General features: G+C 63.9%; 17 protein-coding genes and 2 pseudogenes. 12 read left to right on the forward strand and 7 right to left on the reverse strand.

Going from position 1 to position 20928, the window contains the following annotated elements; all coding sequences use genetic code 11:
• The first annotated feature begins 581 nt into the window (after positions 1–581).
• From AADX97_RS25875 to AADX97_RS25890, 4 genes and pseudogenes are all read left to right on the forward strand, one after another.
• Positions 582–974, forward strand: a complete 393-nt coding sequence (locus tag AADX97_RS25875; protein WP_374236448.1) for a hypothetical protein — start codon at positions 582–584, stop codon at positions 972–974.
• Positions 975–1474: 500 nt separating this feature from the next.
• Entirely contained in the window at positions 1475–1597 is a 123-nt protein-coding gene (locus AADX97_RS25880) for a hypothetical protein (protein ID WP_374236447.1), read from the forward strand.
• A gap of 60 nt (positions 1598–1657) precedes the next feature.
• Positions 1658–1738: pseudogene (locus AADX97_RS25885) on the forward strand (DUF433 domain-containing protein); the annotation flags it as partial.
• Positions 1739–1790: 52 nt separating this feature from the next.
• Positions 1791–1895 carry a DUF433 domain-containing protein gene (locus AADX97_RS25890; RefSeq protein WP_374236446.1) on the forward strand — a complete coding sequence of 35 codons (105 nt, stop codon included), beginning with the start codon at positions 1791–1793 and terminating at the stop codon, positions 1893–1895.
• Between the two features lie 13 nt (positions 1896–1908).
• Here the strand turns inward: AADX97_RS25890 and AADX97_RS25895 are convergent.
• A pseudogene (locus tag AADX97_RS25895) lies at positions 1909–2439 on the reverse strand (transposase); the annotation flags it as partial.
• Between the two features lie 304 nt (positions 2440–2743).
• Between AADX97_RS25895 and AADX97_RS25900 the strand changes: the two are divergent.
• From AADX97_RS25900 to AADX97_RS25915, 4 genes are all read left to right on the forward strand, one after another.
• Positions 2744–3178, forward strand: coding sequence for a CBS domain-containing protein (locus AADX97_RS25900; protein WP_374236445.1), 435 nt, complete (start codon positions 2744–2746; stop codon positions 3176–3178).
• A 53-nt stretch (positions 3179–3231) separates the two neighbouring features.
• Positions 3232–3618 (forward strand): DUF3775 domain-containing protein, encoded by a 387-nt coding sequence (locus tag AADX97_RS25905; RefSeq protein WP_374236444.1) that lies wholly within the window; start codon positions 3232–3234, stop codon positions 3616–3618.
• A 311-nt stretch (positions 3619–3929) separates the two neighbouring features.
• Entirely contained in the window at positions 3930–4436 is a 507-nt protein-coding gene (locus tag AADX97_RS25910; protein WP_374236443.1) for an HIT family protein, read from the forward strand.
• Positions 4437–5100: 664 nt separating this feature from the next.
• On the forward strand, positions 5101–5454 hold the full coding sequence (locus AADX97_RS25915) for a helix-turn-helix domain-containing protein (protein WP_374236441.1): 354 nt from the start codon (positions 5101–5103) through the stop codon (positions 5452–5454).
• Between the two features lie 100 nt (positions 5455–5554).
• Here the strand turns inward: AADX97_RS25915 and AADX97_RS25920 are convergent, their stop codons facing one another.
• A complete protein-coding gene (locus AADX97_RS25920) occupies positions 5555–7390 on the reverse strand; it encodes an ABC transporter transmembrane domain-containing protein (RefSeq protein WP_374236439.1) in 1836 nt (611 codons plus the stop codon).
• Between the two features lie 160 nt (positions 7391–7550).
• On the opposite strand from AADX97_RS25920, the gene AADX97_RS25925 reads away from it, so the two are divergent.
• The 3 genes from AADX97_RS25925 to AADX97_RS25935 all read left to right on the forward strand — a co-directional run bounded on the left by AADX97_RS25925 (position 7551) and on the right by AADX97_RS25935 (position 12363).
• Entirely contained in the window at positions 7551–7982 is a 432-nt protein-coding gene (locus AADX97_RS25925; protein WP_374236437.1) for a CBS domain-containing protein, read from the forward strand.
• Between the two features lie 218 nt (positions 7983–8200).
• Complete coding sequence (locus AADX97_RS25930; protein WP_374236436.1) at positions 8201–11485, forward strand: SNF2-related protein; 3285 nt, start codon at positions 8201–8203, stop codon at positions 11483–11485.
• A gap of 23 nt (positions 11486–11508) precedes the next feature.
• Positions 11509–12363, forward strand: coding sequence for an SWIM zinc finger family protein (locus AADX97_RS25935; RefSeq protein ID WP_374236435.1), 855 nt, complete (start codon positions 11509–11511; stop codon positions 12361–12363).
• A gap of 171 nt (positions 12364–12534) precedes the next feature.
• Here AADX97_RS25935 and nudB read toward each other — a convergent pair whose 3' ends face one another.
• The 3 genes from nudB to AADX97_RS25950 form a co-directional block, all read right to left on the reverse strand.
• Positions 12535–12981: a dihydroneopterin triphosphate diphosphatase gene (nudB, locus tag AADX97_RS25940; protein ID WP_374236434.1), complete on the reverse strand. Its 447-nt coding sequence runs from the start codon at positions 12979–12981 to the stop codon at positions 12535–12537.
• A 130-nt stretch (positions 12982–13111) separates the two neighbouring features.
• The gene (gene aspS, locus AADX97_RS25945) at positions 13112–14890 is read right to left on the reverse strand and encodes an aspartate--tRNA ligase (RefSeq protein ID WP_374236433.1); all 1779 of its coding nucleotides are present in this window, start codon (positions 14888–14890) and stop codon (positions 13112–13114) included.
• Between the two features lie 104 nt (positions 14891–14994).
• The gene (locus AADX97_RS25950; RefSeq protein ID WP_374236432.1) at positions 14995–15348 is read right to left on the reverse strand and encodes an FmdB family zinc ribbon protein; all 354 of its coding nucleotides are present in this window, start codon (positions 15346–15348) and stop codon (positions 14995–14997) included.
• Positions 15349–15729: 381 nt separating this feature from the next.
• Between AADX97_RS25950 and AADX97_RS25955 the strand changes: the two genes are divergently transcribed.
• Positions 15730–16584, forward strand: coding sequence for an SDR family oxidoreductase (locus AADX97_RS25955; protein ID WP_374236431.1), 855 nt, complete (start codon positions 15730–15732; stop codon positions 16582–16584).
• A gap of 272 nt (positions 16585–16856) precedes the next feature.
• Here the strand turns inward: AADX97_RS25955 and greA are convergent, their stop codons facing one another.
• Positions 16857–17333 (reverse strand): transcription elongation factor GreA, encoded by a 477-nt coding sequence (gene greA / locus AADX97_RS25960; RefSeq protein WP_374236430.1) that lies wholly within the window; start codon positions 17331–17333, stop codon positions 16857–16859.
• A gap of 240 nt (positions 17334–17573) precedes the next feature.
• Positions 17574–20783: a carbamoyl-phosphate synthase large subunit gene (carB, locus tag AADX97_RS25965; protein WP_374236429.1), complete on the reverse strand. Its 3210-nt coding sequence runs from the start codon at positions 20781–20783 to the stop codon at positions 17574–17576.
• Positions 20784–20928: the final 145 nt, after the last annotated feature.

Here is a 20928-nt window from a genome sequence, read left to right on the forward strand (position 1 = left end):
GATCTGCGCTATACGACGGATTTTCGGCGTCTCTATTCAACCGTCGCCGTGAACTGGTGGGGCATGGCGAACCCGGAATGGCAGGAGCGGTTTCCGGTGATGGGTTGGGTTTGAGGGAGGCACGCATTGGGGGGCGGTGTAGGGACGGTGTAGGGACGACTTTGGTCGCCCAACCGTCCAGCCGCCGTTTACATCAGACCGCTGGGCGACTGAGGTCACCCCTTGTATGTTCTGTTCTGAAGGGATTGACAAGGAAAGCGATCAACGGATTTGATGAAATTCGTTAGCTTCCGGATGCGGACAACCGCCCTGTCTGGGTTCGGGACCTTCACTTCACATCCTCAGGATGCTCGGAGCCGGTGAGTTTTGGCTCCTGGTCACGGTAGCGATCTCGGCCCATGTCGACCTTCTTCCCTGAAGCTTAGCAGAAAACGAACCTGACCCCTTTCCCGACCCTTATGCTGGACCGAGGGCGGACAGAAAGTGGCCAGGCTCAAGAATTCACAACGGCAATCACCCTGCCCCTCGTCTTTCGCTGATGGCGGCTCGTCCTGCTTCCGCGGCCTGCCGCGCTTGCGCAATTGGCGGCGCTGGCCGGTCATCGCTTCAATCTCCCGATAGAAGCGATCATCGCCGACGGGCTGGTCTTGGTTGAGTGCCAGCCGCAGATCGCCGAGCGGTCGGTCGTCGAGCGCGATGCGGAACAGCTCCCGATAGGCGGCACGGCGCGTTTCCTAGTCATCGCCGAGTCCGAGGTAGACCGCGTGCGGCGTCACCAGCGTGTCCGCCTCGCCGAGCGCGTTGGCCCGGTCGCTGGACCAGCGGTAAAGGGCGGGGTCCGCCGCCAAGCCGGCGCGCACGGGATTCAGCTCGACGTCACGGTGGCACAGCAGCAGGTAGGTTTCGGCCTGAACCAGGGAGGATTTGTAGCGGCCGTCCCGGAGGGTGCCGGTCCGCCCATTTGGTGTGGTTGACGTACTGCACGGGCGGGGCATGGGGTCAGCTGAATGATGGCCCCTTTTCTTATTCGGAGGGATAGGCTGTGCCTACTAACCTCCTGCCGCCCAATAGGACTGGGCAGTCATTCTGCTGCGGCTCCAGCCCTTGACGACATTGAACAGCCCGACTGCTATCCTGTCCGCTCAAAGATCTTCGGGATGAACGTGAAGATGACCTCACGGCGGCATGACCCTGCGACTGGTCATCGATGTCAATCTCTCGCCGGAGTGGACACCTGTTCTGACCGAAGCGGAATTCGAGACCGTCCACTGAACGCAGGTCGGAGATCCTTCTGCGCCTGACCGCGAGATCATGAACTGCGCGGTCGCCAACAGCTAAGGCGATTTCTGCAAACGTCCATACCCGTAGGTTGTGCTGACGATAGGAAGCACAACTTGCGCCTACGGTTGGTTGTGCCTCGCACGGCTCGGCACAACCTACGCCTTTGGCATGAAGGTTTCCGGAGATCGCCTAAGTGGTCTTTAGCCATGACCCGGACTTCTCGACCATGCTCGCGCTGACGCATGCCAGCGTACAGGAAAAGGGTCGGGTCTTGATTTTTGCCGTGGCAAAAGTCAAGACCCGCGCGACCCCCTGATGTCTTCCCGGTCCGCGGAAGCGGAGCGTCCCGGGCTGGTGTTAACGAGAGGTTCACCGCATGAATTTTCCGGATCTAGAGCGCATCACCATCAATCCCAAGGTCCTGGGAGGCAAGCCTTGTGTTCGAGCGATTCGAATAACGGTCGGCACCATCACCGGCTTGCTTGCATCGGGCGAAACGATGGATAAGGGTGCTGGAGCTCTATCCCAGCCTGGAAAGGGAAGACATCTATGCTGCCCTGGCCTATGCATCATGGCGGGCCGAAGAGTATGACGTTCCGCTCAAGGCATCATGAAGATCGTCCTGGGGTAGATCTGGCCTTTTAGCCCTGACCAGGGGTCGGCAGCGCCGCTGCCTTCGGCGACGAACCGCCGGTAGCCGGCCACCGCTTCGGCCCTGCCCTCGGCGAACGCCCGCAACACCCAGTCCGTCTCCAGGAATGCCGGCACGGGGATTTCCTCTCCGACCGTCGCACGGTAACTGCTCCACGGCCAGTCGCCGGGCTCCCCCACCATCCCGGCGCGGACGGGATTCAGCACCACATCGCGGGCCAGTTCCAGCAGGTCACGCTCACGCTCCACCAGGATGGCCTTGAAACGTCCCTGAAACAGGTGCCCGACGCGCCCGTGGGCCCGGTTGACATACTGCGTGTACACGCCGTTGAGGTGGCGCATGCCCTTGGAGAGATTGGCATCCGGCGTCTCCAACAACAGATGGTAATGGTTCGTCATCAGGCAGTAGGCGTGACAGAGCCAGTTGAATCGCTCGCAGGTCTGTTCCAGGATGCCGAGAAACGCTGCCCGGTCGCCATCTGCGTCGCCGAGAAAGATGCTGCGCCGCTCGCTCCATAGACAAAGCCCGCAGGATGTTCACTGTGAGACCTCCTGGCCCTTAGCCCTTTGCGCTCACCCTGAGACCCCGGTCGAGCCACTTGACAAGATCATTGGCCTTCCGAGTCTGCGACAACTTGTTACCGTTCGATGACCATCTATACTCCAGCAAGACGCTTGGTTTAGAGGCGCCTATGCCGGTCGTTCGGGCGTGCGGCGACCGCTGACGTCGCCAACCGCGAAGGTCGGCGGAGCCGCATTGACCCGGGCAGATAGATAACAACAAAACGACAACAAGATGAGGAGATCGATCATGCGTTATCTGAATGTCGGAGAGCTCGTGATGGCTCAGGAGACGATCAGTCTCGGTCCACAGTCATCGGTGCAGGAAGCCGCCGAGCTGATGGCTGCACATCGCGTCGGCGCGATCCCCGTCGTGGACGCGGGTAGACTAGTCGGACTCTTCACCGAACGTGATCTACTCAACCGCGTGGTGGCCAAGGGTCTTCAGCCCGTCGATGTCGCGCTGTCGGCCGTGATGACCGAGCAGCCGATTACCGTCGAACCCGGGGCGTCGCTGGTCGAGAGTCTCGGCATCATGTCCGAGAATGGGTTTCGCCATTTGCCCGTGCTGGCCGAGGATCGCGTTTTGGGGGTACTCTCCTGCCGAGATATCCCGCCGGACTACTGGATCATGCGGGAAAATTGGATGACCGCCCGAGAGAAGCCGAGTCTCGCCATGCGGTGAGTCTCGCGGCCAATCGACGGGGGACCTTCAGACGGAGGCACCGAATCGGAATCGTGCTGCATATCGCCCTGGACTCGATCTGCGCCATCATCGAGATGGCGCGGGAGTTCCAATCCAAGGAGCAGGTCGTTCTTCCGGACAACCCCTCCAGACCGACCGAAGACTGGGCCTTGCAGGTCCTCGCCGCCCACAGCGAGGACTACAGCGTGCAGGCCATGACCGAGGCCATCGGCGCGATGAGCCAGCGCCTGCGCGCTGAGCTGGTCGCACTGATGTGGCTCGGACGCGGAGACTACGACGTCGAGGAATGGGAGACGGCCGTGGACGACGCGCTCGGCGACTACTCCGTGAAGGCCGCTTCTTATCTGCTCGCGCATCCGATGGTCTCGGACAATCTCGAGGAAGGGCGGCTCGCACTGGGGTATTCGTGCCAGGACTGAGACGGGCAGAATCCTGCCGTCACGTAGGGATGAAAAGGGACCAAGCGCGATTCATTCAATGCCAACGTGCCCTGCGTCGCGCCGTCGGCTGATGGCGGCTCGTGCAGCCTACGTGGCCTGCCGCGCTTGTACAGCTTCCGGTGCTGGCGCGTCATGGCCTTCATCCCCCGAGCGAGTCAGTCCTGCGCCAGGACGATGTCTCCGCCAGGTGTCACACACGCAAACGACACTTCGACGCGATCTCCTCGACGCGTCCGCCGCGACACGACACGACACGACCTAATGACCTAATGACCTAATGGACGGCCAGTATGAGCAGTACCTCTTCGGAACAGAATTGCTACTTTTGCAGGGTTTCACGGGGCGACGCCGACCCCTTTATCTTTGAGAACCGGTCTTTTGTGGGAATCTTCGACACTCACCCGGTCAATCCCGGGCACGCCTTGATTGTCCCAAGGAGGCATGTCCTATCCCTTTTTGATCTGATTGAAACAGAGCAGGCGGACTATTTCGATGCTGTTCGGGGCGTCAAGGCTGCGATTGAAGCCACGGACCTCAAGGATCTTTACTTAAGCATACTCGGCAGGGACGATCTCAAAGACCGGCCCAAAGAGCATATCGAGACCGTCTTGAAGCTGGATTTCCTGGGAAACAAGCCCGATGCATACACTGTCGGCAACAACGATGGAAGAGAAGCCGGAAGAAGCATTGACCATTTACATATCATTCTCTTGCCGCGCTATCGCGGAGATGTCGAGGACCCTAAAGGCGGTATTCGTAACGTGATACCAAGCAGAGCAAACTATCCGAGACGATAAACGTTGGACGGGGGCGGAACGCGAAAGGGGGGCAAGCATCTGTCGCCTCTGGAACCGGCCAACGCAGGTTTGAAAGAACCGATAAAGGGCAGGCTCCATTCATTCACCGCGGCACCTCGCCCTAACCCGTATCATCGCCTGATACCTGCTCGTCCCGCTTCCGCGGCCTGCCGCGCTTGCGCAATTCTCGGTGCTGGCCCGTCATAGCCTGGAGCCCCCGATAGAAGCGGTCGTTGCCGATGGATTGATCTTGGTTGAGGGACAGTCTCAGATCGCTCGGCCGAGCGGCCTGTTCGAGCGCGCCGCGGAACAGCTCCCGGGAGGCGGTACGGCGCGCGTCCTTGTCGGCACCCGGAGCGAGCTACAGCGGCTGCGGCATCGTCGGCGCGTCCGGCTCGCCGAGCGCGTTGGCCCGGTAGCCCGACCAGCGGTAGAGGGCGGGGTCCACCACCATGCCGGCGCGGACAGGATTCAGCCCCACAGTGCGGGCCAGCTCCAGCGGACGTTATCTGTCGTGGCGGATGACTCGCGCGCTCCATGGAGTGCGGCATCTCGCGGTTGCGGTCGCCCGACTCACTCAGCTCGCCGATATTTAACGTCGCGTTCAGCGCTTGACCGTGCCCGTGAATGAGCCGTCGAGCTGCCTGCGGATTTGCCGGCGAACGTGGCTCGAGGTGTTCCGGCCATCGCCGTGTTGCCGATCGATGAATGGGAGACCTTGCTGGAGCGGCTGGAAAGGCTCCAAGGCATTTCGGATGCCAAGGCGGCCATGAGCGAGGAGACCTTCCCGGCCGCATTCGTCGACCGGTTGCTGGCGGGGGAGGCGCCGCTCAAGGTCTGGCGCGAGTATCGCGGACTGACGCTCCAATCCTTGGCCGAAACCTCCGGCACCACCCGGCAGATGCTCTCGATGGTTGAAAACGGCAAGGCGAATCCCTCCGCCGATTTGCTGTCGCGCCTGGCACGCGCACTCGACTGCGATATGGATGATCTTCATGGCGAGACCCAGCGTCGCTGAGTCGTCGCTGCCACGAGGAATGACTTCAAAAAAGGATGCGATATTCGGACTGGCCGGGGCGTCGCGCCCCTGCACACTCAACGGGGACGCGACCTCCCCATCAAGGTAGCGCAAGCCGCAAGGCAGGACGAGGCGGAGCCTGCGCCGGGATCGCCGCAGAATCCTGGAACTGCAACGACGCCAGCCGCGCGTAGAGCCCGTCCTCGGCCATCAGCTCATCATGACGTCCGCTTGCGACGATCCGACCCTGGTCCAGGACCAGGATGCGGTCGGCTGTGCGCACGGTCGCCAGACGATGGGCGATGACGATGCTGGTGCGGCCCTGCATCAGATGCTCCAGTGCCTCCTGCACCAGCCGCTCGCTCTCGGCATCCAGGGCACTGGTCGCCTCGTCGAGCAACAGGAGGACCGGATTGCGCAGCACCGTGCGTGCGATGGCGATGCGCTGACGCTCGCCCCCCGATAGCCTGACCCCGCGCTCGCCCAGGAAGGTATCGAAACCCTGCGGTAACCGGTCGAGAAACTCGGCCGCGTGGGCGGCCTCGGCGGCGCGACGCACGTCCGCGTCGCTCGCCTCGACCAGGCCGTAACGGATGTTCTCCCAGGCGTTCGCGCCGAAGATGACCGGGTCCTGCGGGACCAGCGACATGTGTCGGCGCAGCTCGGCGGGCGCCAGATCACGCAGATCCACGCCGTCGAACCGCACCGCACCGGCGACCGGATCGTAGAAGCGCAACAGCAGCTGAAAGAGGGTCGATTTACCGGCACCCGACGGGCCGACCAGCGCAACCCGCTCGCCGGGCTCGATGACCAGATCGAGACGATCGAGCGCCGGGGTGTCCGGGCGCGCCGGATAGACGAAGCGCACCGCGTCGAACTGAACGCGCCCGCGCGCCGGATCCGGCAACGTCTTCGGCTCGGGCGGTGTGCGAATACTCGACTCGGACTCCAATAGCTCCATCAGGCGCTCGCTCGCGCCCGCGCCGCGCAGCAACTGTCCCATCAGCTCGCTCAGCGAGCCGACGGATCCGGCAACCACCACAGCGTAGAAGAGAAAGGCCGAGAGCTCGCCCCCGCTGATGGCGCCGGCCAGAACCTGTCGACCGCCGACCCAGAGCACCACCCCGATGGCACCGAAGGTCAGAAGGGTCGACACCGCCGCCAGCAAAGCGCTGGTCTGCGAACGCCGCGCCGCGACCTCGAAGGCGGATTCGACCTGCGTGCCGTAGCGCTCGCGATCGATCGGCTCGTGACAGCAGGCCTGCACCGTGCGGATCCCGTGAATCACCTCGTCGACATAGGCCCCGACATCGGCGATCCGATCCTGGCTGTCGCGCGACAGACGGCGCACCCGATGCCCCAACAGCCAGGCCGGTAGGATCACGAAAGGCACGCCGAGCAGCACCAGGCCGGTCAGGGCCGGGCTGGTGATCGCGAGCATAACGATGCCGCCGATCATCAGGAGCCCGGTGCGCAGGACCATCGCGAGAGTCGAGCCGACCACGACCTGCAGCAGCGCCGTGTCGCTGGTCAGGCGTGAGATCACCTCCCCGACCCGGGTCGTCTCGAAGAAGCCGACATCGAGCGACAACACCCGATCGAAGACGCTCTTGCGGATATCCGCGACCACCCGCTCGCCGATCCAGTTGAGCAGATAGCTGCGCACCCCAACGGCGATGCCGGTCGCCAGGACCACAGTGAGAAACAGCACCAACGCCTGATCCAAGGCCGCCGTCGAGCCGCTGGTCAGGCCCGAATCCACCAGGGTGCGGATCACCTGACCGAAGGCGAGCACCGAGCCGGCCCCGACGAAGAGTGCCACCAGCGCCCCCGCGAGCTGCCACCCGTAGGGACGGGTGAAACCAAGCAGCCGCCGCAGGGCTCCAAGGTTACGGGTACCGGGACGGTCGGCGGATGTTGCAACCTGCTCGTGCATGGGAGTGATCTCGTTGGAGCAACATCAAAGGTGAGGTCGCCCGGAAAACGCAAAGCGCTGGGTTCGCCTGGCAATGCTCTGCTAACCTGCAATGTGAGCAAGGAGGGCTGCCGTCACGGCAGGAGCAGAGTCCCCACCACCGAGGGAGCCAAACGAAACGATGAAAACAGTCGCACAACTAATGGCCACCAACGAGCGTCAAGTCTGGTCGATCGGTCCGGATGCAAGCGTCTATGAGGCGCTGGTGCTCATGGCCGAGAAACAGATCGGCGCACTCCTGGTCATCGACGACACAGGCATGGTTGGCCTCATCTCCGAGCGTGACTATGCGCGAAGCGTCATCTTACGGGGGCGCACATCCAAGGATACGCGGGTGAGCGAAGTCATGACCAGGCGTGTGGTCTGCACCCGACCGGATCACACCCTGGAAGAGGCGATGGCCCTGATGACGGAGAAACGCGTGCGCCACCTGCCGGTGATCGCCGAGGATAAGGTCGTCGGCCTCATCTCGATCGGCGACCTGATCAAATCCATCATCTCGGAGCACAAGTTCATCATCGAGCAGCTTGAGCACTATATCAGCAGCGGCTGATATCCGGGCCTGACAGCCCAACCCGACACTCCGGCCGCCCCCAGGTACGCCGACTTCAGTCGGCAACTGGGTACGCCGACTTTAGTCGGCAACTGGGGAGGCGGACTTCAGTCCGCCGCGCAGGCGCACTCGGGCGACTGAAGTCGCCCGTCCCCGGGAGCCGGATGAATCCGGCGCACCCATTGACTTGATGGACAGCCAAAGCTGCAATAGCGTGCATGAAGATCCTGCACGCGTTCTGGCTTCCGGAGAAGGGCCCCGACTTTATTCAAGCGGGGCAGTTGCGCCTCTGGTGCGAAACCGACCGGGCCGATTCAGACAACCCGGAAGCGACATCGGCCCGGCACCCCTTCCAGTTATCACGCTCGGACTGGCCGGCGCTGATCGACGGCTTGGGCCTCGCGAGCGCAGGGATGGCGCTCAACCCGATCCCCGGCCTTGTGCGTCTGCCAAGCCAAGGCACGAGACCGCTGCCTTGTCCCGAGCTTGCCAAGGCGCTGCCGGAGCCCCTGGATATCTCCGGCGCGACGCTGCAGACCTGGGAGGTCGACACCATCCCGCTGGAGCGGCCCATCATGCAGCTCGGCGACATGCACTATTTGGCGGTCTTTGGCGTTGACGACCTGGAGCCTGGCAGCGACTTTCTCTTCTGGTACTGGTTCACGCAGGCGCTGAAGCAACGGCTTCTGCGCGATCAATATCTGCCGGCGCTGCGTTATCGTCAGCCGCCGACGCCGAAAGGCAAACGCAAACTACCGACGGCCGAAATGTTGGGCGCTTGGCAGTGGGCAACGGGGGACGATGACCCGTTCATCGCGACGGCGGCGGAGCGCATGCCCGCGGCCTGCGGCGCCGGCCTCGGTGTCGGCCCCAGTGTCGGCCCCAGTGTCGGGATCGGTGTCGGCCCCAGTGTCGGGAAAAGTGTCGGAAAAAGGGCCGGCCGGGATGCAGATCCACCCGGTAACGGACAACAGTGGTTCGAGCCCAAGAGTCTGCTGCGGCACTGCGCCGAGGTGCTGCTCGACCAAGTGGTGCGACAGACCAAGTGGCCCGCTGCATTCCAGAAGCGCGCCGACGCAACCCTCATCGCGCCCTGCCTGGCGCCGACGCCAGCCGCTGCCCGCTGGACATCCTCCGCGCCAGACCCGTCGGCCGGACTGGAGATGCAGCGCCAGTGGCTGGCGTGGCGCGAACGCATCCTCGGCGGCGAACGGAACGCCCACTTCCGCCTGGGCTTTCAGCTCGCGGAGCCACCGACCGACGATGAAAGCGATCTACATCGGGACTTTAGCGGCGGCCATCACGGCGACCAGAAGGACCAGTGGCGCCTGCATTTCGTCGCCGTCGCCGCCGACGACCCCTCGCACCGTTTGGCGCTGGCCGACTACTGGGCCGCCTCGAAACCGCAGCGTGCCGCACATCGGTCCCGCTTGGGCGCCGACTTCGAGCAGGTCCTGCTGCTGAATCTCGGCCTCGCCGCACGCATGGTGCCGATGCTGTGGGGCGGACTCGACAACGCCGAGCCGCAATCCGTGGCATTGGACATGGGGAGCGCCTTCAGCTTCCTGAAGGAATCCGCCTGGGTGCTCGAAGACGCCGGCTACAGCGTGATCGTGCCGGCCTGGTGGACGCCCAAGGGCCGCCAGCGCTTCAAACTGCGGCTGCGCCCGTCCGGGGCCAAGCTCGGAGCAAGCGCCGGCAGCAGCCCGGGTGCGGGTCACGTCAACCTGTCCAACCTGATCCAATACCGCTACGACCTGGCCATCGGCGATGCGACCCTGAGTGCCGAGGAATGGCAACAACTGGTCGAGGCCAAGACGCCGCTGGTGCGCTTCCGCGGCCAATGGGTCGAGCTTGACCGGGACAAGATGCAGGAGATGCTCGCCTTCTGGCGCGAGCACGGCGGCGAGCTGCCGAGCATGAGCCTGCAGGAGATCCTGCAACGCACCGCCGAGGACGACGCCTTCGAGGTCGATCCCGACGCCGCCCTCGCCACCATGCTGGAGCGGCTGCGCGATCAGAGCCGGCTGCAGCCGGTCGAGACGCCGGCGGGCCTGCACGCCGAGCTGCGCGACTACCAGAAGCGCGGCCTAGCCTGGCTCGGCTTCCTCGAAGGGATGGGGCTGAACGGCTGCCTGGCCGACGACATGGGGCTGGGAAAGACCATGCAGGTCATCGCCAGGCTCGTTCAGGAACGTGCCGGGGCGGACCCGATCGCGCCGACCCTGTTGGTCGCGCCGACCTCGGTCATCGGCAACTGGCAGAAAGAGGTCGAACGCTTCGCGCCGAGCCTCGGCACCTGGATTCACCACGGCGCCAAACGCGAGCAAGACGTCGAAGCGTTCCAGGCACGGGCCGCGAAGCATGACCTCATCATCACCTCCTACGCCCTGGTCCGCCGCGACCAAAAACTGCTCGCCGGCGTCGACTGGCACCGCGTGGTGCTCGACGAGGCGCAAAACATCAAGAACCCGAAGGCCGACCAGACCCGCGCCGTGGGCAAGCTCCAGGCCCGGCACCGGCTTGCGCTGACCGGAACACCGGTGGAAAACCGGCTGACCGACCTCTGGTCCATCTTCAACTTCGCCAATCCAGGCTATCTCGACACCCAGCCACGCTTTCGCAAACGCTTCGAGCTGCCGATACAGCGCGACAACGACCCGGTGCAGACCGCCACCCTCAAACGCCTGGTGGAGCCCTTCATCCTGCGCCGCGTGAAGAGCGACAAGTCCATCATCGCCGACCTGCCGGACAAGCTCGAGGCCATCGCCTACTGCAATCTCAGCCGCGAGCAGGCGGCGCTCTACGAATCGGTGGTACGCGACGTCGAACAGCAGCTCGACGAGAAGACCGGCATCGAACGTCAGGGCCTGATGCTGTCCACGCTGATGCGCCTGAAGCAGATCTGCAACCATCCGGCGCAGTTCCTTCAGGACGGCAGCGCCTTTACCGCCGCGCGCTCGCACAAGCTCGAACGCCTGCAGGCGATGCTCGAAGAGGCCATGGCCGAGGGCGACAGCGTGCTGATCTTCTCCCAGTTCACCGAGATCGGCGAGCAGCTCGAACGCACGCTGCGCCGCGACAGCCACTACAAAACCTACTATCTGCACGGCGGCACCTCGCGCGCTAGGCGCGAGCAGATGATCGACGCCTTTCAGGACCCGGACGGCGAGCCGTCGGTGTTTGTCCTCTCGCTGAAGGCCGGCGGTGTGGGCATCACGCTGACCCGCGCCAATCATGTCTTCCACTTCGACCGCTGGTGGAATCCGGCCGTCGAGGATCAGGCCAGCGATCGCGCCTACCGCATCGGTCAGCAGAAGACCGTGTTCGTGCACAAGTTCGTGACTCTAGGCACACTGGAGGAGCGCATCGACGCCATGATCCAGGACAAAAAGGCCCTGGCCGGCGCCATCGTCGGCAGCGACGAGTCCTGGCTGACGCAACTCGACAACGACCGCTTCAAAGACCTGATTCGCCTCAATCGCCAGGCGGTGATGGGCTGATGCGGCGATAGGCGACGACAACCATGAGCAACCCGGGCAGAACCTGGTGGGGGAGCCGCTTCCTCGCGGCATTGGAAGGCTTCACCGACAGCGGCCGCTTGGAGCGCGGACGCGCCTACAGCAGCGATAACCGTCTCCTCGAGTTCGCCATCGCCGACGGTCTGGTCACGGCCACGGTGCGCGGCAATATCAACCCCTACTTCGGCGTCTACAAAGAGCCGAAGTACAAGACCCGTATCCAGATGACCCCGTTGGCAAAGGACGACTGGGCCCGCGCCATCGCCCGGATCGGCAGTCGCGCCGACCTCGTCGCGCGCCTGTTGATGAACGAGATGCCGGACAACATCGAGTCCGCCTTTGCCGGCACCGGCAAGGCCCGGGTCACGACGACATCACTGCTGCCCAGCAATCGCCAGGACTTCAAGCTCACCGACTGCTCCTGCCCCGACTATGCCAACCCCTGCAAGCACATCGCCGGGGTCTACTATCGTCTCGCCCGCCAACTCGATCACGACCCCTTCCTGCTGTTCGAATTGCGCGGCCTCGGCCGAGAGCAACTGCGCAAGGCCCTCACCAAAACCCCGCTCGGCAACGCACTGCAAGGGCTCGCCGATACCGACAAGCCGGAGCCAGTCGCCACCGACAGCTACTTCACCCGGCCCGAGCCCGCAACCGCATCACCCGACTATCATGCCTTCTGGCACGGCGCCAAGCGCCTGCCGCGCGAGCTACCGCCGATGCGCGCCGCCGAAGTCCCCGCCATCCTGATCCGCAAGGGCGGCGACTATCCCGCCTTCTGGGACAAGGATGCCTCGTTCGTCGCACTCATGGAGGAGCTGTACCTGCGGGTCCGCGAGAAGAACAAGACACTGATGTAAACACCCCGCGCCTGCAGCGACGTTCGTGCCGACTAAAGTCGGCGAACCCGGGTACGCCGACTTTAGTCGGCCACTGGGGAGGCGGACTTCAGTCCGCCGTCTGCGCTCGACGCCGCCGCGCCGCTTGCACAAAGCACCGAGGTTTCCGGTAGCAATACCCAAGCGCCGACCCTAAAACGGAATCCCGGCCAGCCCGCGAATGGCATCGCGATTGGTGCGCGACGTCGCCAAGGCCAACGCCGGGTGCGCCGACAGCCATCGGTACTCGGTATGCTCACGCGGATCGAGCCGGATCAGACGCCGGGTCTCCAACACCAGGGCGAACCAGTATTCGCGATTGAAGCAGACATTCGGCGCATAGCGCTTGCGCCAGGCGCGGATGATCGGGAAGAGGTTGGAATGCCGCAGATCGATCAGTGCGCCGCCGACCCGCAGTCCGGTCTCTTCGAAGACCTCGCGTGCGGCGGCGTTTCGCGGCGACTCGCCAAGCGAGAGACTGCCGGTGACCGACTGCCAAAAATCGACCGGGCGGGTCCGTTTCAGCATCAGGAACTCGCCGCCACGCGTGCAGATGACGACCAGCACTGATTGGGGGCGTTTGCGAGGGGCATCGGACATGAGGGCTGCCTCCGGGTCATGGTCGTGGACCTCGGAGCCGGACAACCTCTCCCGGCTCTCCGGCACCGGCATCGCTGAAACACTCGCGGATCCGTCCGTCATCCTGGCAGTCTCGACCGACATCGGCACGTCAGGCCCGCAGCCTGATCCGCAGCGCAAGCTCCTTGAGCTGATTCTCGTCCACGGGCGACGGCGCGTCTGTGAGCAGACAGGCGGCGCTCTGGGTCTTGGGGAAGGCCATCACGTCGCGGATCGAGGTCGCACCGGTCATGAGCATCACCAGCCGATCCAGACCGAAGGCGATGCCGCCATGTGGCGGACAGCCGAAGCGCAGCGCCTTGAGCAGGAAGCCGAAACGATCCTCGGCCTGCGCGTCGGTGATGGCCAGAAGCTTAAACACCTGCCGCTGGACGGCATCGCGATGGATACGAATGGAGCCGCCGCCGATCTCGGTGCCGTTCAGGACCATGTCGTAGGCGCGCGAGACGCAGGCGCCCGGATCGCTTTCGAGCAGATCCAGTTGCTCCTCCTTCGGCGCCGTGAAGGGATGATGCAGGGCCACCCAGCGCTGGTTGACCGCGTCGCGCTCGAACATCGGGAAGTCGACGACCCACACCGGGTGCCAGCCCTCGGCGAGTAGACCGCGATCCTGACCGAGCCGCACCCGCAGCGCGCCCATCGACTCGTTGACCACGGTGGTCTTGTCGGCGCCGAAAAAGATGAGGTCGCCGTCGACGGCCTCGGTGCGGGTCATGATGGCGTCCACCGCGCTGTCGGGCAGGAACTTGAGGATCGGCGACTGCAGGCCCTCGCGACCCTTCTCCGCCCAGGCATTGACCTTGATATAGGCCAGACCCTTCGCGCCGTAGATGCCGACGAACTGGGTGTAGCCGTCGATCTCTTTGCGCGAGAGTTCGCCGCCGCGCGGCAGACGCAGGGCAACCACGCGGCCCTCGGGGTCCTGTGCCGGTTCGGCGAAGACCTTGAAGTCGACCCCGGCCATGAGATCGCCGACATCGATCAGCTCCAGGGGCACGCGCAGATCCGGGCGATCCGAGCCGAAGCGCCGCATCGACTCGGCGTAGGTCAGGCGCGGGAAGGGATCGGGCAGCTCGACACCCTGCACATCGCGGAAGAGCGTGCGGATCATGGTCTCCATGATCGCCATCAGCTCGTCCTCGGTCATGAAGGAGACCTCGATGTCGAGCTGGGTGAACTCGGGCTGGCGATCGGCGCGCAGGTCCTCGTCCCGGAAACAGCGGGCAATCTGATAGTAGCGGTCCATGCCCGACATCATGAGGAGCTGCTTGAAGAGCTGCGGCGACTGGGGCAGCGCGAAGAACTCGCCCGGATGGGTGCGGCTGGGTACCAGATAGTCGCGCGCGCCCTCGGGCGTGGACTTGGTGAGGATCGGGGTCTCGATATCCAGAAAACCCTGCGCGTCGAGAAAATAGCGCATCGCCTGGGTCACCCGGCTGCGGGTGCGCAGACGCGCCTGCATCTCGGGGCGGCGCAGGTCCAGATAGCGGTAGCGCAGACGCAGCTCCTCGGAGGCGTCGGCACCGTGCTCGTCGAGTTGGATCGGCGGCGTCTCGGAGGCGTTGAGGATCTCCAGATCCAGAGCCAGCACCTCGATCTCGCCGGTCGGCAGATCCGGGTTGACGGTCCCCGCCGGTCGCGCGCGCACCCGGCCCGAGACCTTGAGCACGTACTCGCTGCGCGCCTGCTCGGCGCGGGCGAAGACCTCGGGGCGATCCGGATCGAAGACGATCTGCACAAGACCGTCGCGATCGCGCAGATCGATGAAGATCACCCCGCCATGATCCCGACGCCGATGCACCCAGCCGCACAGCACGACCTCCTGGCCCTCGTGGCGGCTGTTCAGTTCTCCACAGTACTGCGTGCGCATCGTCGTCTCGCCTCGTGTCGTCGCATCGAGCGACGCAAAAGCGCGTCGCTCGATGAGGTTTTTTGCGTGATGGGGGTGGGGAAAGGTCGGTCGCCGCGTCCGGCTCACGCCGCGGGCTTTTTTTCGACCGGCTTCGGTTTTGGCGTGGCGCTCGCGTCCGGCTTCGCCGTGGTGGTGCCGCCCTTGTCGCCCGAGCCAGCGCCCGAGCCGGAAGCCGCACTGTCGGCCGACTTGGTCTCCTTCTTCTCGCCGCCGTCGTGCAGATTCTTTTGATTCGACTTTTTGAAGTCGGTCTCGTACCAACCGCCGCCCTTCAACCGGAAGGCGGCAGCGGAGATCTGTTTGCGCAGTGTCGGCTGACCGCACGCGGGGCAGTCGACCAGGGGCGGATCGCTGATCTTCTGAATCTGCTCAAGCTCATGACCGCAGGCCTCGCAGCGGTACTCGTAGATCGGCATTGTTCGTTCCTCAACAAAAGCAAGCTGGCGCCAATTATCAGGCGTTTCCGAGAGATTGCATACCACACGAGGCTGACCGGCACATCGGCGACAACCGCCTCGCAATCGGTCTCGTGCTAAATTATAAAGTTTTACACCGCGCCCCCGCTAAGGGTCGTGGATGCACCAAACGTCGAACTCATTCGAAAGTTAGCATCTCGCTCTGGACGCGGTTTAACTCAGAGCTGTAGGTTGGGCAAAGCGCAGCGTGCCCAACGGCTCCCTGTGATGCCGGCGCGGGTTGGGCACGCGTTGCTTTGCCCAACCTACCAATTCATGTTGATTTTGAAACGTTTCCAAAAGCGACGAACCATGGCCACGCCGAGTCGATCGAAACCCTTGATGATGTCGCCAGGCAATCGAACCATCCTCGTCACCGGCTGCTCCAGCGGCATCGGGCTCACCTGCGCGCTGGGTCTGGCCAAGCGCGACTGGCAGGTCATTGCCTCGGCGCGCAAGGCGGATGACGTGTCCCGTCTGAAGGAACAAGGTCTCAGGGCGGTTCAACTCGACCTGGACGACCCAGAGAGTATCGCGAATGCACTCGCGCAGACGCTGGACATCACGGGCGGACGGCTCAATGCGCTCTTCAACAATGGCGCCTACGGACAACCGGGTGCGGTCGAGGATCTGACCCGAGAGGTGCTGCGCGCCCAACTGGAGACGAATTTGCTGGGCTGGCATGATCTGACGTGTCGGGTTATCCCGATCATGCGCCGGCAAGGTTACGGCCGCATCGTTCAGAACAGCTCCATCCTCGGCTTCATCCCGCTCCCCTATCGCGGCGCCTATGTGGCCAGCAAATACGCGCTCGAAGGGCTCACGGATACCCTGCGTCTGGAACTGCATGGCAGCGGGGTCTCGGTCTCCCTGATCCAGCCCGGCCCCATCCTGAGCCGCTTTCGCGACAACGCCTACCTCGCACTGAAGGCGAACATCGACACCGAGCAGAGTGTTCACCACGACGCCTATGCGCGTGCGGAGGAACGTCTGACCAAGGCGGGCGCTGCCCAGCCCTTCACGCTCCCGCCCGAGGCCGTGCTGAAGAAGCTCATCCATGCCCTGGAAAGCCCACGCCCGCGGATTCGCTATGCGGTCACCTTTCCCACTCACCTCTTCGGCGTGCTCACGCGGATCCTGCCGGACAGCGCGCTGGATTGGGTCATTGCGCACATCTCACGCGGCGGCGCCGGGTAGCAGCCACGACCGCGCAGAACTGCGTTTCAAGGCGTCGAGATCATCCTTTCGTTGTCGTTGTCGTAATCGGATAACGGACGACAACGACAACGACAACGACAACGACAACGAGCAGAGCTTTGGACAGGTTTCTTGGTTCCGTCGCTAAAGGAAGCGCATCCTTCGAACGCGCAAAAAAATAAACATCCGTTTAAACCGCGTCCCACCGTCGCCGCAGAGATCAGCCGAGACCAACCCCACCACCAGCCATCACAGATCCCGCCGGACGCGGTTTAAACGTACTTGACTTCCAGAATCTCGAACTCCCGCACCCCCCCCGGCACCTGAACCGAGGTGACATCGCCTTCGCTCTTGCCGATCAGACAGCGCGCGATGGGCGAGCCGACCGAGATCTTGCCCTGTTTGAGATCCGCCTCATCCTCGCCGACGATCTGGAAGCTGTGCTCGATGTCTTTGTCCAGCTCCAGCACCTGGACGGTCGCACCGAAGACGACGCGCCCGCTGGCGGCGAGCTGCGTCACGTCGATGATCTGCGCGTTCGCGAGCTTGCCCTCGATATCCTGAATACGTCCTTCGACGAAGCCCTGCTGCTCGCGCGCGGCATGGTACTCGGCGTTCTCTTTCAGATCGCCGTGCGCGCGTGCTTCGGCGATCGCCTCGATGATGCGTGGACGCTCGATGCGCTTGAGACGCTCGAGCTCTTCGCGCAATTTCTCAGCGCCTCCGACGGTCAGAGGAACCTGATTCATCGAATTCTCCAGGTTGAAACCTCCCCCTTCAGGGGGATAATGCCGCACGGGAGAGGCGTAACCTCTTCCGTACCGTATCGCCCGGCTTGGCCGGGCGTGGATTGAAACATGGGTGATTTCCTCGTTTGGATGCACCGCCTTCGTCACAGTCGCGGATCGGGCCGGAGGCCCTCGGCGGGTCGGATCTTAGGGGTGTCGCATAGAAAACAGCGCGGGCGCCAAGGGCGCCCGCGAGATCGATTAGACCAAATCTTGTAACCGATTGACGCTAAGGATGTCCAGTTGTTTCAGTGCCAGACAGGTCGCCTCAGCGCCCGAGATGGTCGTGGTGTAGCTGACCTTATGCTGGAGCGCGGAACGGCGGATCGCCGCCGAATCGGCGATGGCCTGAGAGCCCTCGGTGGTGTTGACGATGAAGTCGACCTCGTTGTTCTTGATCATGTCGACGACGTGCGGGCGCCCTTCGGCGACCTTGTTGACGCCGATACAGTCCAGACCGGCCTCGCGCAGTGATTGTGCGGTGCCGTGGGTGCCGTAGAGCGTAAAACCGAAGGCCACCAGGTCGCGCGCCACCCGGATCAGGCGCGCACGATCGGCCAACCGCACGCTCAGGAGCGCCGTTCCGCCGAGTCGCGGCAGGAGCGTCCCCGCCCCTTCCTGCGCCTTGGCATAGGCCTCGCCGAAGGACTCGCCCACCCCCATGACCTCGCCGGTGGACTTCATCTCGGGGCCGAGCTGGGTGTCCACGCCCGGGAATTTGATGAAGGGGAAGACCGCCTCCTTGACAAAATAGTGCTTGGGGATCCGCTCGCGACGCAGACCCTGCTCGGCGAGCGTCGTGCCGACCATGCAGCGCGCGGCCACCTTCGCGAGCGGCAGACCGATCGCCTTGGAAACGAAGGGGACGGTACGGGAGGCACGCGGATTGACCTCGAGGATGTAGACATCCTCGCCCTTGACGGCGAACTGCGCATTCATCAGGCCGACGACCTTGAGCGCATGCGCCATTTGGGCCATCTGCTCGCGCATCCGGTCCTGAATCGACGGGGACAGGGTGTAGGGAGGCAGCGAGCAGGCCGAGTCCCCCGAGTGCACGCCCGCCTGCTCGATATGCTCCATGATGCCGCCGATCAGCACGTCCTTGCCGTCGCAGATGGCGTCGATATCGACCTCGATCGCGTCGTCGAGAAAACGATCGAGCAGGACCGGAGACTCGTTGGAGACCCGTACCGCCTCGCGCATATAGCGGTTCAACTCGGACTCGTCAAAGACGATCTCCATCGCCCGCCCGCCCAGCACATAGGAGGGACGCACTACCAGCGGATAGCCGATCCGGGCCGCCCGCTCGATCGCCTCGGCCTCGCTGCGTGCGGTCGCGTTCGGTGGCTGGCGAATCCCCAGCTCATGGATCATCTGCTGGAAGCGCTCGCGGTCCTCGGCCAGATCAATGCTGTCCGGGCTGGTACCGATGATGGGTACGGCGGCGGCATCCAGATCGCGCGCGAGCTTCAAGGGGGTCTGACCGCCGTACTGGACAATGACGCCGAGCGGCTTCTCCTTGGCGACGATCTCCAGCACGTCCTCCAGGGTCAGCGGCTCGAAATAAAGCCGGTCGGAGGTGTCGTAATCGGTCGAGACGGTCTCGGGGTTACAGTTGACCATGATGGTCTCGTAACCGTCGTCGCGCAGGGCAAGGGCGGCGTGAACACAGCAATAGTCGAACTCGATGCCCTGGCCGATGCGGTTCGGACCGCCGCCGAGGACCATGATCTTTTGGCGGTCGCTCGGTTCGGCCTCGCACTCCTCCTCGTAGGTGGAGTAGAGATAGGCGGTGCTGGAGGCAAACTCGGCCGCGCAGGTGTCCACCCGCTTGTAGACCGGCCGCAGACCCTGCCCGTGGCGCAGTGCGCGGATCTCATGCTCGGTGGTGCCGACGAGCTGCCCGATTCGCCGGTCCGAGAAGCCCTTGCGCTTGAGCAAGCGCAGAGACTCGCGGCCCAGGGCTTCATGACCGGCGGTGCGGACATGCGCCTCGGTATGCACCAGATCCTCGACCTGGGCCAGGAACCAGGGATCGATCTTGGACAGACCGTGGATCTCCTCCAGGCTCATCCCGAGCCGGAAGGCGTCGGCGAGATAGAAAAGCCGCTCGGCCCCGGTCTGGCGCAGCTCGTGGCGAACGCGCTTGGCCGCATCCGGCTCGCGCGGATCGACGATCTCCTCCAGACCGTAGCGGTCGATCTCCAGACCGCGCACCGCCTTCTGCAGTGACTCCTGGAAGGTGCGGCCGATGGCCATCACCTCGCCGACCGACTTCATCTGGGTGGTCAGGCGCGCGTCGGCCTGCGGGAACTTCTCGAAGGCAAAGCGCGGGATCTTGGTGACGACATAGTCGATGCTGGGCTCGAAGGAGGCCGGCGTCGTCCCGCCGGTGATCTCGTTGCGCAGCTCGTCGAGCGTGTAGCCCACGGCCAGCTTGGCTGCGACCTTGGCAATCGGAAAGCCGGTCGCCTTGGAGGCGAGCGCCGAGGAGCGCGACACCCGCGGGTTCATCTCGATGATGATCAGGCGACCGTCGGCCGGGTTGACCGCGAACTGTACGTTCGACCCACCGGTATCCACCCCGATCTCGCGCAACACCGCGATCGAGGCGTCGCGCATGATCTGGTATTCCTTGTCCGTCAGGGTCTGCGCCGGTGCGACCGTAATCGAATCTCCGGTGTGCACGCCCATCGGGTCGAAGTTCTCGATCGAGCAGATGATGATGCAGTTGTCCGCGCGATCGCGGACCACCTCCATCTCGTACTCCTTCCAGCCCAGCGCCGACTCCTCAATGAGAAGCTCCTTGGTCGGCGAGAGGTCGAGTCCGCGCCGGCAGATCTCCTCGAACTCCTCCGGGTTGTAGGCGATGCCGCCGCCGCTGCCGCCCATCGTGAATGACGGGCGAATGATGGTCGGAAAGCCAATCGACGCCTGGACCTGGATCGCCTCCTCCAGGCTGTGCGCGATGGCCGAACGGGGCATGTCCAGCCCGATCTTGCGCATCGCCTTGCGGAAGAGGTCGCGGTCCTCGGCCTTGTCGATCGCCTCGCGCGAGGCACCGATCAGCTCCACACCGAAGCGCTCGAGCACACCCTCGCGCACCAGATCGAGCGCGCAGTTGAGCGCGGTCTGCCCGCCCATGGTCGGCAGCAGCGCATCCGGGCGCTCGCGCTCGATGATGGCCGAGACCGCGCGCCAGGTGACCGGCTCGATGTAGGTCGCGTCCGCCATCTCGGGGTCGGTCATGATGGTAGCGGGGTTGGAGTTCACGAGGATGACCCGGTAACCCTCCTCGCGCAGCGCCTTGCAGGCTTGCGCGCCGGAATAGTCGAACTCGCACGCCTGACCGATCACGATCGGCCCGGAGCCGATGATCAGGATGCTGGAGATGTCGGTACGCTTAGGCATGGAGGTTCATTGGCCGGTTAAACCGCGCCCAGCGCGGTATGCGATGTGTTTGGATGGGATCGGCTTCGGCAGACTTGACGACCGCCGGAGCCGGCGCGGTTTAAGAGATTAAAAGCGATATCCTTTTAAACCGCGCCCCCGCTAA

The organism is Thiocapsa sp. C2-2m (genome assembly GCF_041903745.1).
GTDB classification, from domain to species: domain Bacteria; phylum Pseudomonadota; class Gammaproteobacteria; order Chromatiales; family Chromatiaceae; genus Thiocapsa; species Thiocapsa roseilacustris.